This is a genomic window from Chloroflexota bacterium (assembly GCA_016219275.1).
Lineage (GTDB): Bacteria > Chloroflexota > Anaerolineae > UBA4142 > UBA4142 > JACRBM01.
Genome location: JACRBM010000071.1, coordinates 57,415 through 71,775, shown reverse-complemented (window position 1 = coordinate 71,775; position 14,361 = coordinate 57,415). Strand labels below are relative to the sequence as shown.

The following is a 14,361-nucleotide window of genomic DNA, read 5'->3' as shown; positions in this document are numbered from 1 at the left end:
ATTCGCGAACGCAAATCGGGTCCACTGAAATTTACAGGCGAAGGAGGAAACGCATGAACCGCGTTCGTATCATTCAAGTGACTCTGCTGGCGGCAACATTGTGGTTGCTCGCCGCGTGCGCCGCGCCGACCGCCCAAGTTGTGGAAAAGACTGTGGTGGTCGAAAAACCGGTTGAGAAAATCGTAGAAAAAACGGTGGTCGCAGAAAAGACTGTGATCGTGGAGAAAACGGTAGTCGTCCAACCGACCGCCGTCCCAGGTCGCGACACGCTCGTGGTCGCATTAGCGCGCGCGCCTCAAGGCATCGACCCAGCCGATCACAGCAGTCGCGAAGCGGAGACTGTGATCCGCAACGTGTACGATGGCTTGGTCACGCGTGATGCCACCAGCGGCGTACACATGGAAATTGCCGAGTCGGTCAAGTGGTTGGACACCAAGACCTTGGAAATCAAACTCCGCAAAGGAGTCAAGTTTCATGATGGCAGCGAGTTGAAGGCGGATGACGTGGTCTTTACTTTCGACCGCGTTTTCAAAACCAATGCCATCGAGTTTCCACAACCGCATACCGCGTTGCGCAAGGGCTTTCTCGGTCCGCTCGGCACGGCGGAAAAGAAAGACGACTATACCGTCGTCATGAATTTCACAGCGCCGTGGCCCGCCGCGATGCAATTGCTCGTCCACACCCAAATCGTGTCCAAGGCGTACGTCCAAAAAGTTGGGACGAAAGGACTGATTGAAAAGCCGCTTGGCACGGGTCCATTCAAATTCGTTTCGTCGAAAACCGGTCTCGAAGAAGTTGTGCTTGAGCGATTTGCCGATTACTACGGCGGCGCGCCGACTCTTACACCCGTTGGCAAATCGTGCGTCTCCCGCGCGGTCTTTCGCGTGATTCCCGAAAACTCGACGCGCGTCGCCGCGCTGCTCGCCGGCGAAGTGGATGTCATCGCCGAAGTGCCCGCCGAGTTGGTGGACACGCTCAAAAAAGTTCCCGGCGTTCAAGTCAAGACCGTCCCAGGCACACGTCCCATTTGGATGGAGTTTAACGTCAAGCAAGCCCCGTTTGACGATCCCAAAGTTCGCCAGGCACTGAACTATGCCGTAGACAAGAACCTGATCATCAAAAAAGTGTACAACGGTTTGGCGCAGCCGCTTGCCGGCGCGTTGATGCCGACGAACAACTTTGCCGATCCCAGTTTGAAACCGTACGCGTACGACAAAGCCAAAGCCCTGGCGCTGTTGAAAGAAGCGGGCTGGGTGCCCGATGCCAGCGGCATGTTGATGAAGGACGGCAAACCGCTTGCGTTCGTCATCGACACGATTGACTCGATCCGCCCGCTCACTGAAGCATTGGCGACGCTCCTGCGCGATATCGGTGTTGATGCGAGTGTGCGCGTGTGGGAGTACAACGTCGTGCGAACGAAATTGCTCGCCGGCGAACGTCAAGCGTACGTCGGCGACTGGGGTGACTCGGCGTTCGATCCGGTCGGTCACATGGAAGCCAAGTGGCACTCGCTTGTGACTGGCTCGACCTACGGACGTGGAAACTTTTCGGGTTACTCGAATGCGCGCGTGGACAAGCTGATCAAGGATGGCGAAATCGAAAACGATGCCGCCAAACGCAAAGCCATCTACAACGAAGCGCAGAAATTGATCTACGATGAAGCGCCCGCGATTTTCCTGGTCTTGCCGGAAGCCATCGAAGCCGCCGGAGCACGTGTACAGAACTGGACGCCCGCATCGGATAGCCGCGAAAATTTGCACGATGTGTGTTTGAAATGAGATTGGTAGTCCCGAAGGGTTTCGTCGCCACCGAAGGTGGCGCAGACCCTTCGGGTCTGTGGTCAATCCATGAAGGCGATAAAAATTTTCGAGCGCGTGCTCACCACCATTCCGATCATGTTCGGCGTCGCGATCATCGTCTTTTTCTTCATCCGACTCACTCCCGGCGATCCCGTGGATATTATGCTGGGTCGCTCGGCTGCCGCCTCCCAACGCGAGATCGAGCAACTGCGTCATCAGTTTCACCTTGATGAACCCCTTCACGCGCAACTGGGATATTTCTTGGGCGATGCAATGCGCGGCAACCTGGGTTATTCGTACATCCGCAACAAATCGGTGGTGGATTTGTTGGCGGAACGTTTGCCGGCTACGATTGAATTGACGCTGGGTTCGCTCTTGGTCAGTCTCATCATCGCGTTGCCGATTGGCATTCTCTCCGCCGTTCGACAAAATTCGTTTTTGGATCGGTTTAGCATGGCGGGCGCGTTCCTGGGAATTTCGATGCCAGGATTTTGGTTGGGCATCATTCTGATTCTTTTCTTCGCGGTGTATTTGCAATGGCTCCCCGCGCAAAGCCGTCTCGGTTACGATGTGCAATTGCAAGAGATCACGGGCATGTACGTCCTCGACAGCATTCTCACCGGCAATATGCCGGCATTGATGGATAGTCTCAAACATCTCGTCTTGCCTTCGATTACGTTGGGCGCCGGTGTCGCGGCGATTGTCGCGCGCGTGTTGCGTTCGAGTTTGCTCGAAGTATTGCGAAGCGATTACATCAAACTGGCGCGCGCCAAGGGTGCAACGGAATGGGATGTCGTGATGAAGCACGCGCTCCGCAACGCGCTGATTCCCACCGTGACCGTCGTCGGGTTGCAAGTCGGCGTTTTGCTTGGCGGAAACATGATCGTGGAAACGGTGTTCAGTTGGCCCGGCTTGGGTCGGCTCGTCGTTGACGCGATCTTCAATCGCGATTTCCCGTTGATCCAAGGCGCGGTGATGATCTATGCGATTACGTTTGTGCTGACGAATTTGGTCGTGGATGTTTTGTATACATATTTGAATCCAAAGATCACGCTGTGAAATTTCAGACTGCAGATTAAAATCCGCAATCTGAAATCTGAAATCTGAAATCCTGACAGGATATGCGATGGCAACACAGGTAACAACACGCGCAACACGCGCTTGGGATTACGATTTGCGCATTCGCCTGAAACTCTGGCAACGTGCGCTCGCCGATCTGGGCTATGAATTGCGCCAGCGACCCATTGTGCTGATTGGCGGTATCGTCGTTTTCCTGTACATCCTCGCCGCGATTTTCGCCGATCCAATTACAATTCACAATCCCACGCGCGGCAGTTTGTTGCGGCGTTTTGATCCGCCGGCATGGGAGGGCGGAAGTTGGGACTATCCCCTGGGTGCGGACGACCAGGGACGCGATTTGCTGACCCGTATCATTTTTGGTTCCCAGGTATCGTTAGCCGTCGGGATTCTCAGTGTTGGCATCTCGATCATCGTCGGCTTGGTGTTGGGTGCGGTTTCAGGATACTATCGCGGTTGGCTGGACAGTTTTCTCTCGCGCTTTGCCGATTTGTTGCTGGCATTTCCATTTCTAATTTTCGCGATTGGCGTGATGGCGTTCCTCGGACCCGGCTTTGTGAATCTGGTAATGGCGCTCGCCTTCAAGGGCTGGGTCGAATTCTTTCGTTTAGTGCGCGGCGAAGTCATGGCGGAACGGACGAAGGAATATGTCGAAGCGGCGCGTGTGGCGGGAATGAGCCACAACTCGATTATGGCTTTCGAAATCTTGCCGAACATCGTTCACTCGGTCTTTGTGCTGGGCACGCTGCGCCTCGGCTACATGATTATTATGGAAGCGAGTCTCAGCTTCCTGGGTCTGGGCGTGCAGCCGCCTACGCCGGCATGGGGTTCGATGGTGTCGAGTGGGCGCGATTATTTGCTGACCGCGTGGTGGGTCTCGACTTTTCCCGGCGTGGCGATTCTCATCTTGGTCGTCGCGATCAATGTGTTCGGCGAAGGACTGCGCGATATCCTCGACCCGCGCTTGAAGGTTGAATAGAATGACTGCGAATCAACCGTTGCTTGACGTCAAGAATCTGACCACTGTTTTTCCGACGCGACGCGGGACGGTCGAAGCGGTCTCCGGCGTTTCGCTGACTTTGCATCAAGGCGAAATCCTGGGTGTCGTCGGCGAATCCGGTTGCGGCAAAAGCGTGACGATGCTTTCGATTCTGCGGCTTTTGTCATCGCCGGGTCGAATTGTGAGCGGCGAGATTTTGTTTGAGAGTCGCAACCTGCTGCAATTGTCCAGCGGACAAGTGCGCCGAATTCGCGGCAAAGAAATCGCGATGGTGTTCCAAGACCCCTTGACGACGCTCAACCCGGTGTTTTCCGTCGGCGAACAAATTCATGAATCGTTACGCATTCACAGCTTTGTATCGCCGACTCGTCCATTGCCTTTCCGAAACCATCACTCCGCCGAGAAAGAACGCGTGCTGAAACTGATGGACGAAGTGGGCATCTCATCGCCGATGGATCGCTATCACGAGTATCCGCATCAATTCAGCGGCGGAATGCAGCAACGCGCGCTCATCGCGATTGCGCTCGCGTGCGAGCCGAAAATCTTGCTGGCGGATGAACCGACCACCGCGCTCGACGTGACGATTCAAGCGCAAATCATCGAACTGTTGCGCGGCATCAATCGGACACACAAGACCGCAATTGTCTTGGTCACGCACAACCTGGGTTTGGCGGCGGAATTTTGTCAACGCTTGATGGTCATGTATGCCGGTCGCGTCGTCGAAGTTGGCGCTGCCGAGCAGGTTATCGAACAGCCAGCGCATCCGTACACGCAAGGTCTCTTGTCGTGTTTGCCGCGACTCACCTCCAAGTCGCGCATCGAGCCGATCCCCGGCGAAGTGCCCGACCTGGTTGGCTTGCCCAACGGATGCGCGTTCCATCCGCGCTGTCCGTTCGCGCAAGAGGCGTGCCTGGGTGGACCGATTCCCTGGGTTGAAATCGCGTCTACGCAACGCGCGCGCTGCTTGCGGTATGTGAGTTATCGTCGCGAGAAAAATTGGACGTGGGACGATACGGTAAATCGAAATGACTGAACAGGCGATGCCGCTCATTGAAGCGCGCGCGATCAAAAAACATTTCGTGTTGCAGCGCAGTCTCCTCACGCGCTTACTCACGCGCACCCGCAATCCGATTGTCTACGCGGTGGATGGCGTTGACCTACAAATTTTCCCGGGCGAGACGTTGGGTTTGGTCGGTGAAAGCGGATGCGGCAAAACGACGCTGGGGCGTGTGCTCGTACGATTGTTTGAACCAAGTTTTGGCGAGATGCGTTTTGAGGGGCAGAGAGTCTTGGGAGATTGGGTCAGCGCCAAGGAAAATGGAACTGTTACTCGCACGCCATTTTATCGCATGGCGCAAATCATTTTCCAAAATCCGTATGCGTCGCTCAATCCGCGCAAAACGGTGCGCGAGATTATTGCGGTGCCGTTAACCCATCGTGGATTGCGCGATACGACCGAACGCGAAGCAGAAACGATTCGTCTCCTGCGCCGCGTCGGACTGAACGAACGCCACATTGATTCGTACCCGCATCAATTCAGCGGCGGACAGCGGCAACGCATCGGCATCGCGCGCGCGCTGGCGATGCAACCGCGCTTCGTCGTCGCCGATGAACCGATTTCCTCATTGGACGTTTCGATTCAAGCGCAGGTCGTCAATCTGTTGCAAGAGTTGCAACAGGAATTCCGCTTGACCTATTTGTTCATCACGCACGACTTGAGCGTGGTGCATCACATCAGCAATCGCGTCGCGGTGATGTACCTGGGTCACATCGTCGAAGAAGGCGCGACCGAAACATTGTTCCAGAATCCACTCCATCCGTACACGCAAGCATTGCTCGCCGCGATTCCATCGGTGGACAAAGCCGCGCGACGCGAGCGCATCATTCTGAAAGGCAACGTGCCCAGTCCGATCAATCCGCCGAGTGGTTGTCGCTTTCATCCGCGCTGTTTCGCGCGCGTCGGCGAGATTTGCGATAACGAACGCCCACCATTTTTCGAGGTGGGTCATCAGCGCGTGGCGTGTTGGAAGTATCAATGAGAGTCTTGTCTTTGCATGGCGATCACTATCAAATGGGTTTGCAGCATGGGAAACAAGTCTATGACTTGCGCCCGATGATTTTGACTACCATCGGCACGCGCTTGGAGAGTTTGATTCGGACCGGCGGGATGGATCCGGCGGCATTGGAGCAAGTCGAGCGAGCATGGAACGAAAATGCTCGCTCGACGATGGAGATGCTAAAGGGGATTTCAGAAAAACTCGATATCCCGTATGCTCAGCTGTTTCAATACACCGTGGCGTCGTACCTCGAAGACCGCGTGCTGGCGAAAACGCAAGCGGAGGGCTGTACGGTCTGGGCGGCGTCGCGTTACGCCACGCGCGATGGTGTACCCATGCTCGTCAAAAATCGCGATTATTTTGAAGGGCACATTCCGATGCGCGCGATTGCGTATGCGAGACCGCAAGACGGTTATCGCTACATGTACGTCACGAGCGCGGGCAGTCCAGGTGTTTTCAGTTCGGGCATGAACGAACATGGGCTAGTGGTCGCGGATACACACGTGCCCTCGCGCGATATTGGACCTGGGTTGGCGCGGTTTACGCTGATGATGGACTTGCTCGAACGACAATCGAATGTGCCCGAGGCGATTACATTCCTCCAAAGCGTGACTTGCATGGGCGCAGGCAACCTGGTTCTTGCCGACGCGCAAGGAAACCTGGGAATTTTCGAGAATGGCTTTCGAGGGTGTGGTTTAATTGCGCCGACGGAAGACCGCGTTGTAGCCACCAATCATTTTGTGAGCGCCGAAATGCGCGAGCATCACGTACTCAAAACCAACGTGCGCGCGACGTACGATGCAACGTGCGACCGCTATGCAACAGCCCAGGCATTGCTGCAACAGGCGCGCGGCACGCTGGATGTTCAGCAAGCCAAACGTATCGCCGCATATCACGGCGCGACCGCACTGTGCCGCCATCGTCCCCAGAACGATTCGGACACGATCTCGGCGGCGATCTATCTGCCGACATTACGGCAACTCTTATTTTGCAATGGCTGGCCCTGTCAAGGCAGTTACGAGACGTACCGGCTATAATCTGTTTGGCGTGTGATTTATCGAGCAGGACCCAATTCGGTTATGGATATTGATAGATTGGTGCTCGCAATTGTCCAACCCAAAGATGCCGAAGCCATTACGCGTGCTCTCAATCAAGCCGACTTGGCGGTCACACACATCAGCAGCGTTGGCGGATTTTTGGGTACGCACAATGTGACGTTGCTGATCGGCTTACCCTCGAACGACGTTGAACGCGCGCTTGAACTTCTCCGAACTCACTGCCACCGGCGAACCGTTCCGGCCAATGTTCCTGGGCGCGAGGTTGAGCCGCACCAATCGGGGTTTGCGCCACCAACCGCGGTCGGTAGCGCGACTGTTTTTGTATTGCCCGTGGCGCGATACCTCCGCTTGGAAGGCGACCACCTCAGTGTTGATTCCACGCCCCAGTCCGTCGAGCCAGGCACAATGCAATTGGTTCTCGTCATTGTGTCGAATGAACCATCTGGAGAATTGTTAAAGCGGCTGACGAACTGGAGTTATCGCGCGACCCGGTTTAGCACGATTGGTGGATTTTCGCACCGCGAGAATGCAACGTTGTTGATCGGCGCGCGCGCAGAACGAGTCAATTCCATCCTGGATCAGATTCGTCAGGTTTGCGCCGCCGCGCCCATGAACAATTCGGCCGCGACGATTTTCGTATTGGACATCGCCCAACACGCGCGGTTATGGTAGACGAGTCCTCATTTGCAGACTCGGTGAAAACAGTTCCTCTTGCGCGAATGTTCCAGAACACTCCTCTTCGGCAAGCCAAATAATTTCTCGACAAATCGTCAGTCCCATGCCCATGCCGCGTTTCTCCGATGGACGTAATTTATCGCTGCTATAGAATTGTTGAAAGACGCATCGCAATTCCTCCGCTGATATTCTCGCCTCTGTAATAGAGCGAATTGACAGATGAGGTCGTCGCTCCATCACGATTGCCTACTCCAAGTCATGCGCCACCGTCTATCACCATATTATCTCTGACCCGCCAGACACACACCCCGGTGCTACTCAAGTTGATCGGAATGTTCTTATAGAGTCGGTGTGCCTGCTCAATCTGACGGACCATCTCGCGCTTGGCATGTGCAACCTCATTGCCGAGTAGCGTGATTGATCCACCCTCGCCGCCCGCCCCATTCACTTTCCAACCCACCGCACCGTGCGCCTGCGCAATGTCAATCACCCGTTGAGCATCGGCGCTGATCAGAGAAGGGTGTAACCGTCCTTGCGCGTCCGTGTTGTCAATCATCGCCGAACCGAATGCGGCGAAGTCGCCGGCGTACAGCGCGTCGCGCGACCGTTCAGCGGTACGCCGCAAATCGTTCAAGGGTTTGCAGTCTGGTCCCGCATCGGTAAGCGACTGGATGACGGTTTCATGGATTTGAGAGGAATGGTGTGACTTGCCAAGATAAATCAGGACCAAGCGTCGTTCCAATTCGCGTGCAATCGCAGGCGGAACCTGGATGGCGGAGACCGACGCCTGCGGATACTCGACCATCTCAATCAAATTGATACCGCCGTACGCGGCACCAAGTTGATCCTGGATGCCGGATTGCTGATGGAGCAGTTCGGTCTCGATCCGGTGAGCAGCTGTTGCCATTTCATGTGGCGACATGTAGCCGGGCGCGAGTTGATCCAGCGCCGCGATCAACGCGACGGTCATCGCCGCCGACGTGCCGGTGGAAGCCCCGCTGGGCGCTTTCGAAAAAATCGTTACCTCGATACACATGTCCGATGGAACTCGCATGTACTCGATAGTCGCCTCGATGAGGGGATGCCTGCCCCAGTGATGGTCTGGCTGCACAACGTAGCGTTCGTCATAGTTTTCGGCATGCACGACGATGTGTTCCCGTGAACCTGATGGGTAAACAGCCACTTGGACTTGCGCATAGGGCGAGACCGCGATGTTGAAGATCTTGCCATAACGCGCAAACCAGGTGTCGGTCCACCCGCCATTGTCGCAAATGCGGATGGGAGCCATACTGTTGATGATGAAAAGAGGTTGTTGTGAGTTGCTCACTGGTTCACCTTGGGCGCCTTTCGCTAAACTGAGTCTGGACGATCCAAGATTGGTAAAGCAGCCCGGCAAAAAGGATGGGCGACCAAGACCTTCAGGGTTTCAAAAAAACCTGCGGGTCTTGGTGGTTACAACATCACCAGTCCCAGCCGCGTCGCGATGACGACCGCTTCGGTGCGGCTCTGCGCGTTCAGTTTGCCGAGGATGGCATTAACGTGGAATTTGACTGTGTGCTCGCTGATGTCGAGCTCGCGCGCAATCGTCTTGTTCGATTTTCCTTCCGCGAGCAGACGCAAGACCTGGGATTCGCGCGGCGTCAATTCTTCGCGGAGCGCGTCGCGCGACGATTCGCGCGCGGGGAAAACACTCGCCGCGAGTGACGGCTCGAACACCGTCAATCCCTCGACGACCGCGCCGAGCGCCGCCGCGATTTGTTCGCCCGATGCTTGGCGAAGCAAAACACCGCGCGCGCCGGCGAGCCACGCTTCGCGCGCAGAGTTCGCATCGGACACGAGCGCGAGCACGGGCGCGCCAAACTCGCGCGCGTCGCTGGACACGCGCCAGTCCACCACGATCACATCAGGACGATACACCGCGATGACATCGGCGATAATTTCTTCGCGCGCACTTTGTCCGACGACTTGACAATTCGGTTGCTTTGCCAGTAACGCCGCAATGCCCGCCCGCGCGAGCGGATCGTCCGCGATAATCAAGATTCGCTGCATAAACAAAACCCGAAGAAAACTTCGGGTTCGATTATACGCTCATCTGCCAATTTCTGCCATCGCGCTATCGTGTGATACGTCAAGACGATTCGGGAGAGTCATGCTTGGGTTTGAACAAATCGCGCACGAGATCGGAATACCTGGGTTTGGCGTTACGGCACACCGAGCATTGCGTTTCGTTTTCGACCTGGGCGAACGGCGTTTGACATTTGACGCACAAGGCAAGTTGACCCGCACGCAATACGATTTGTTCGCGCGATTGGAGCGCGACCGACGCGATGCCCGGTTCAAGCGTCACGGCGTTTGCCGGACAAATCAATTGGCAAATCCGGCACTCGATGCCAAAACAACGATGCGCCTGAAATCCCAGGACGAAATAGCCGCCGTCGTTCCGAAATTCGATGGCGCGCGTAGGACATTGCTTGGCGCACAAGCCGCACGCGGTACACGCCGCGCTGACCCGAACCGTCGCGAAACATTCGCTCGCCACACAATCGTTGGCAGGCGCGCCTAGCTTGGCAAGCGCGCGGTCGAGCGCGGGCGTCGCGTCGGCGTGGCTGGGCGTCACGTTCAACGATGCCGCGACGGCGATGCCCGCGGCGCGACCCAAGTTGCCGCGTAAAAACGAAAACAGTTCGCGACGCGAAAGCGGCTGCGTGTGCGATGCCGCGAGTTCGCGCGGCGCACCCAGTTCCGCGTCCGCTTCGGCGTACCGCATGATTCGCGCGTCGCGTTGCCACGCGGCAAGCGTGCGTCGTGCGGCTTGCGCGAGCGCGACGATGTGCGGATGCGTTCGCGCGCCGATGGGACACTCGACACACGGCGCGTCGTTGAGCCATACGCGCGAGTGCTCCGCGCCGAGCGCGAACAACAGATCACCCGAGAGACGCGCGAGGCAAGTGAGCGTCATCACGCGTTCAATCTGCGGCGCGCGCGTCTGCTTCGCGCGCTTGCACGCGAATTCGACGTGCGGGTACGCGGCGAGTGTATCGAGAATCGCGCTATCGTTCGGCGTCGCGCTAAACGCGCTGCTGGGGCACACGGACACGCACAAACCGCACGCGACACATTTCGTCTCGTCTAGCGCGACCGGTGCGCGATCGTCAAAGCGAATCGCGTCCGCCGGACACGCGTGACACGCGTCGCACGCGCGCGCCTTGTGTCGCAAATTCAAACAGCGCGTTGACTCCACGCGAATCGGCGCTTGTTCGTACGCGCCGAGCAATTTTTCGAGCGTTTCGAAATTCAACACACCCTCACCATACGCCGCGTTTGTCGCAATTCGGTCTGAAATCCGTCCGAATTGAGCTGACGAAAAAACGCTCACTCGACGGAGTGAGCGTTTAGGCGATGCGCCTTGGCGGTTACGCGGGTTGGAGCGCGCGGTTGATCATCGCTTCCGCGCCGGCAAAATCCGCGCCGATGTGTTTGTCTTTACCGCTGATGACGACCGCGGGATATTTGCGAACGCCGTAGCGCACCGATTTGATCAAGCCCTCGAACGAAGTCGCGTCAATCACTTTGAAGACGACGCGCCCGCCATATCGCTCGACCGCGTTGAGCACCCAATCGGACAGGGCGCGATACTCGGTCATCATCTCCGGCGGCATCGAAGTTTCGAGTGCGTCCGCATGGAATTTTTTGACGCCTTCGCTTTGGGCTTGGCTCCACACGAACTCGCAATGTTTGCAATGAAAATATTGAGTCGGCGCATACGCGATAATTTCGACCATTACTGGTTGCATCACTCCTCCTTTCGAGTGTTGGTGCGCGCGATTCTAGCCCGATTTGCCTTGGTCGTCAATCCCCCAGCTAAACTTGGGTGTGCGTCAAGTTTTTGGGTGGCGAAAAAAACCTTGCGAAGGTTGAACGGCAATCATATTTGATTTGTCGTCAAAACCTTCGCAAGGTTGAGTGTTCCAAAATTTTGATGGACACGCGCTAAACATTTTCGCGCGCTCTTGCCTAAAAGTTGCTTTGATGATAAACTTGGCGCGAATCGAAACGCACGAACTGATTCGGATGCTCGTTGGAGGCGTCATGCCCGCGCAAGCCCTGTATTCAAAATATCGTCCGCGCACCTTCGACGAAATCGAAGGTCAAGCGCACATCAAGACCACGCTCAAGAGCGCGCTGGTGCTCAACCGCATCGCGCACGCGTACCTGTTCACTGGTCCGCGCGGCACCGGCAAAACGACCACCGCGCGCGTCCTCGCCAAAGCAGTCAATTGTCTTTCCGACAATACGAACAAACCATGCAATCAATGCGCGGTGTGCGTCGCAATCAACGAAGGTCGCATGCTCGATCTGATCGAGATTGACGCGGCGTCGAACACGAGCGTCGAAGACATTCGCGATCTGCGCGACAAGGTGGATTTTCGTCCCGGCGAAGCGAAATACAAATTCTACATTGTCGATGAGTGCCACATGCTCTCGACCTCCGCGTTCAACGCGTTACTCAAAACGCTCGAAGAACCGCCGCCGCACGTCATTTTCGTCCTCGCGACAACCGACCCGCAGAAAATTCCGGCGACCGTCATCTCGCGCACGCAACGTTTCGATTTTCGCCGGCTGACGCTTCCTGAAATCATCGCGCGTCTCACCGAAATCGCGCACGCCGAAAATCTGCGCGTCGAACCCGCCGCGATTGATCTCATCGCGCGGCAAGCGACCGGCGCGATGCGCGACGCGATCAGTTTGCTCGATCAGCTAACCGCGTACGGCAATGACGAAATTACGCTCGTCCAGGTCGAGGGCTTGCTCGGCGCGGCGTCGTATCAAATCGTCGGCGAGATTGTCGCGCGGCTCGCGGAAAAAGATATTGCGCGCGGACTCGCCCATCTTGCCAACGCGGTGGATAGCGGCGCGGACCCGCGCCAACTCGGGCGCGAGATCGTGGATTATTTGCGCGGCGTCCTGCTGATTCAAGTCGGCAGCGCGGACGCGTTGACACTCTCCGCCGAAACGCTCAACGAAATGACCGAGCGTTCCAAGCAATTCACGCCCGAACAAGTCTTGCGCGCGATTCGTTTGTTTAACCAAGCCGGCGTCGAATTGCGTTCGAGCGCGCATCCCACGTTGCCGCTCGAAATGGCGTTCGTCGAGGCGACGCACGAAGAGCGCGTTGCCGCGATTGCCGCGCCCGTACCGGTTACACCGCCGCGCGTGACGCCGCCGCCGCCCAAGCCGCGCGCCAAACCTGCCGCAACCGAAAGCGCACCGGACGTTTCGTCCGCAACGAGCACACCCATCGCGTTGAGCATGGAAACATTGCAACAGAATTGGACGCGCATCCTGCAATACGTTCGCCAGTACAATAAAGTCGCCGAAGCGCTCTTGCGCGATGCCGAACCGATCAAAGTCGAAGACACGGTCGTGACCCTGGGTTTTCGCTACGATCAGCACGCCGAACGATTCGAGAATCAAGCTAAAGGCAAACCGATCATCGAGAAAGCATTCGAGAGTGTGTTCAAACAAAAATGCCGCGTCAAGTGCGTCCTCTCGCCGAAAAAAGCGCAGTTGAAAGCGGTGCAAGATGATCCGCTGATTCGTTCGGCGGTGAATCAATGGGGCGCGGAAATTACGAAAATTCATTCGGAAGGAGCACCATAAATGAGCAAAGGTAAAGGAATGCGCGGCGGCGGAGCGCCGATGCCGCGCATGTCGCCGCAAAACGCGCAAGGCATGTTGCAATCGTTCCAGCAAAAAATGGAAGAGACGCAAGCCGCGCTTGCGAACGAGACGCTGGAAATCACGGTGGGCGGCGGCGCGGTTACGGTCGTCGTTACGGGGCAGCAAAAGATTCAAGCGGTGAAAATTTCGCCGGACGCGGTGGCGGCAGGCGATATCGAAATGCTGCAAGATTTGATCGTCGCGGCGGTCAACGAAGCGATCGAGAAATCCCAGGAACTCGCCGCGAGCAAAGTGAGCGCGCTGACCGGTGGCTTGGGCAACCTGGCGGGACTGCTCGGCTAGATGGATACAACCCCGCGCACGGTGTTGCGCCTCATCGAAGAATTTCATCGCTTGCCGGGCATCGGACCGAAAACCGCGCAACGTTTGACGTTCTATCTTTTGCGCGCGCCGAAAGACCAAGCCGAGGCGCTCGCGCAAGCGTTGACCCAATTAAAAGAACGTGTGACGACGTGCGCGATCTGCGCGAATATCGCGGAAGAAAATCCGTGCGCGATTTGTCGCGATGAATCGCGCGACCGCTCGCTCATTTGCGTCGTCGAAGAACCGCTCGACGTGCTCGCGATCGAACGCACGCGCGAGTATCGCGGTTTGTATCACGTCTTGCACGGCGCGATCTCGCCGGTCGAAGGCATCAATCCCGAGGATTTGAAAATCCAGGAACTGTTGCGCCGATTGCAACGCGATTCCGGCATCACCGAAATCGTGCTCGCGACGAATCCGAATCTCGAAGGCGAAGCAACCGCGATGTATCTCGAACGCCTCATCAAGCCGCTCAACATTCGCATGACGCGCCTCGCGCGCGGCTTGCCCGTTGGCGGCGATTTGGAGTACGCAGACGAAATCACGTTGACGCGCGCGCTCGAAGGACGACGCGAAGTGTAGCAAAGGATGAAGGATGACAATTTACAATTGACAAAATTTCATCCTTCATCCTTCCGCCTTCATCCTTA

The 14,361-nt window shown here is 56.7% G+C and carries 14 protein-coding genes; 10 read left to right on the top strand and 4 right to left on the bottom strand.

All coding sequences use genetic code 11. From position 1 onward, the window contains the following. Positions 1–53: 53 nt before the first annotated feature. From HY868_20260 to HY868_20230, 7 genes are all read left to right on the top strand, one after another. Positions 54–1,778, top strand: a complete 1,725-nt coding sequence (locus HY868_20260; GenBank protein ID MBI5304478.1) for an ABC transporter substrate-binding protein — start codon at positions 54–56, stop codon at positions 1,776–1,778. Between the two features lie 69 nt (positions 1,779–1,847). Next, positions 1,848–2,858, top strand: coding sequence for an ABC transporter permease (locus HY868_20255; protein ID MBI5304477.1), 1,011 nt, complete (start codon positions 1,848–1,850; stop codon positions 2,856–2,858). A 67-nt stretch (positions 2,859–2,925) separates the two neighbouring features. Continuing rightward, a complete protein-coding gene (locus HY868_20250; GenBank protein ID MBI5304476.1) occupies positions 2,926–3,855 on the top strand; it encodes an ABC transporter permease in 930 nt (309 codons plus the stop codon). Between the two features lie 19 nt (positions 3,856–3,874). Then, the gene (locus tag HY868_20245) at positions 3,875–4,909 is read left to right on the top strand and encodes an ABC transporter ATP-binding protein (GenBank protein ID MBI5304475.1); all 1,035 of its coding nucleotides are present in this window, start codon (positions 3,875–3,877) and stop codon (positions 4,907–4,909) included. Then, positions 4,902–5,915: an ATP-binding cassette domain-containing protein gene (locus tag HY868_20240; protein MBI5304474.1), complete on the top strand. Its 1,014-nt coding sequence runs from the start codon at positions 4,902–4,904 to the stop codon at positions 5,913–5,915. The genes HY868_20245 and HY868_20240 overlap by 8 nt, the downstream gene beginning before the upstream one ends. Then, a complete protein-coding gene (locus HY868_20235) occupies positions 5,912–6,970 on the top strand; it encodes a hypothetical protein (protein ID MBI5304473.1) in 1,059 nt (352 codons plus the stop codon). Before HY868_20240 ends, HY868_20235 begins: the two co-directional genes overlap by 4 nt. 42 nt (positions 6,971–7,012) lie before the next feature. Beyond that, positions 7,013–7,663, top strand: a complete 651-nt coding sequence (locus tag HY868_20230; protein MBI5304472.1) for a cyclic-di-AMP receptor — start codon at positions 7,013–7,015, stop codon at positions 7,661–7,663. Positions 7,664–7,922: 259 nt separating this feature from the next. Here HY868_20230 and HY868_20225 read toward each other — a convergent pair whose 3' ends face one another. From HY868_20225 to HY868_20210, 4 genes are all read right to left on the bottom strand, one after another. Then, positions 7,923–8,954 carry a GHMP kinase gene (locus HY868_20225; protein ID MBI5304471.1) on the bottom strand — a complete coding sequence of 344 codons (1,032 nt, stop codon included), beginning with the start codon at positions 8,952–8,954 and terminating at the stop codon, positions 7,923–7,925. A 164-nt stretch (positions 8,955–9,118) separates the two neighbouring features. Continuing rightward, positions 9,119–9,721 (bottom strand): response regulator transcription factor, encoded by a 603-nt coding sequence (locus tag HY868_20220; GenBank protein MBI5304470.1) that lies wholly within the window; start codon positions 9,719–9,721, stop codon positions 9,119–9,121. A 73-nt stretch (positions 9,722–9,794) separates the two neighbouring features. Next, positions 9,795–10,967 carry a 4Fe-4S binding protein gene (locus HY868_20215; protein ID MBI5304469.1) on the bottom strand — a complete coding sequence of 391 codons (1,173 nt, stop codon included), beginning with the start codon at positions 10,965–10,967 and terminating at the stop codon, positions 9,795–9,797. Between the two features lie 112 nt (positions 10,968–11,079). Then, positions 11,080–11,460: a hypothetical protein gene (locus tag HY868_20210; protein ID MBI5304468.1), complete on the bottom strand. Its 381-nt coding sequence runs from the start codon at positions 11,458–11,460 to the stop codon at positions 11,080–11,082. A 235-nt stretch (positions 11,461–11,695) separates the two neighbouring features. On the opposite strand from HY868_20210, the gene dnaX reads away from it, so the two are divergent. The 3 genes from dnaX to recR are packed head-to-tail and all read left to right on the top strand — an operon-like array spanning position 11,696 to position 14,293. After that, a complete protein-coding gene (gene dnaX, locus HY868_20205; GenBank protein MBI5304467.1) occupies positions 11,696–13,327 on the top strand; it encodes a DNA polymerase III subunit gamma/tau in 1,632 nt (543 codons plus the stop codon). A gap of 48 nt (positions 13,328–13,375) precedes the next feature. Next, positions 13,376–13,690 (top strand): YbaB/EbfC family nucleoid-associated protein, encoded by a 315-nt coding sequence (locus HY868_20200; protein MBI5304466.1) that lies wholly within the window; start codon positions 13,376–13,378, stop codon positions 13,688–13,690. Then, on the top strand, positions 13,691–14,293 hold the full coding sequence (gene recR / locus HY868_20195; protein MBI5304465.1) for a recombination protein RecR: 603 nt from the start codon (positions 13,691–13,693) through the stop codon (positions 14,291–14,293). Positions 14,294–14,361 lie beyond the last annotated feature (68 nt).

Bases quoted from the DNA above. Each gene is read 5' to 3' on its own strand.
- HY868_20260 (MBI5304478.1), top strand. From the start codon at position 54: ATGAACCGCGTTCGTATCATTCAAGTGACTCTGCTGGCGGCAACATTG.
- HY868_20255 (MBI5304477.1), top strand. From the start codon at position 1,848: ATGAAGGCGATAAAAATTTTCGAGCGCGTGCTCACCACCATTCCGATC.
- HY868_20250 (MBI5304476.1), top strand. From the start codon at position 2,926: ATGGCAACACAGGTAACAACACGCGCAACACGCGCTTGGGATTACGAT.
- HY868_20240 (MBI5304474.1), top strand. From the start codon at position 4,902: ATGACTGAACAGGCGATGCCGCTCATTGAAGCGCGCGCGATCAAAAAA.
- HY868_20235 (MBI5304473.1), top strand. From the start codon at position 5,912: ATGAGAGTCTTGTCTTTGCATGGCGATCACTATCAAATGGGTTTGCAG.
- HY868_20230 (MBI5304472.1), top strand. From the start codon at position 7,013: ATGGATATTGATAGATTGGTGCTCGCAATTGTCCAACCCAAAGATGCC.
- HY868_20225 (MBI5304471.1), bottom strand. From the start codon at position 8,954: ATGGCTCCCATCCGCATTTGCGACAATGGCGGGTGGACCGACACCTGG.
- HY868_20210 (MBI5304468.1), bottom strand. From the start codon at position 11,460: ATGCAACCAGTAATGGTCGAAATTATCGCGTATGCGCCGACTCAATAT.
- dnaX (MBI5304467.1), top strand. From the start codon at position 11,696: ATGATAAACTTGGCGCGAATCGAAACGCACGAACTGATTCGGATGCTC.
- HY868_20200 (MBI5304466.1), top strand. From the start codon at position 13,376: ATGTCGCCGCAAAACGCGCAAGGCATGTTGCAATCGTTCCAGCAAAAA.
- recR (MBI5304465.1), top strand. From the start codon at position 13,691: ATGGATACAACCCCGCGCACGGTGTTGCGCCTCATCGAAGAATTTCAT.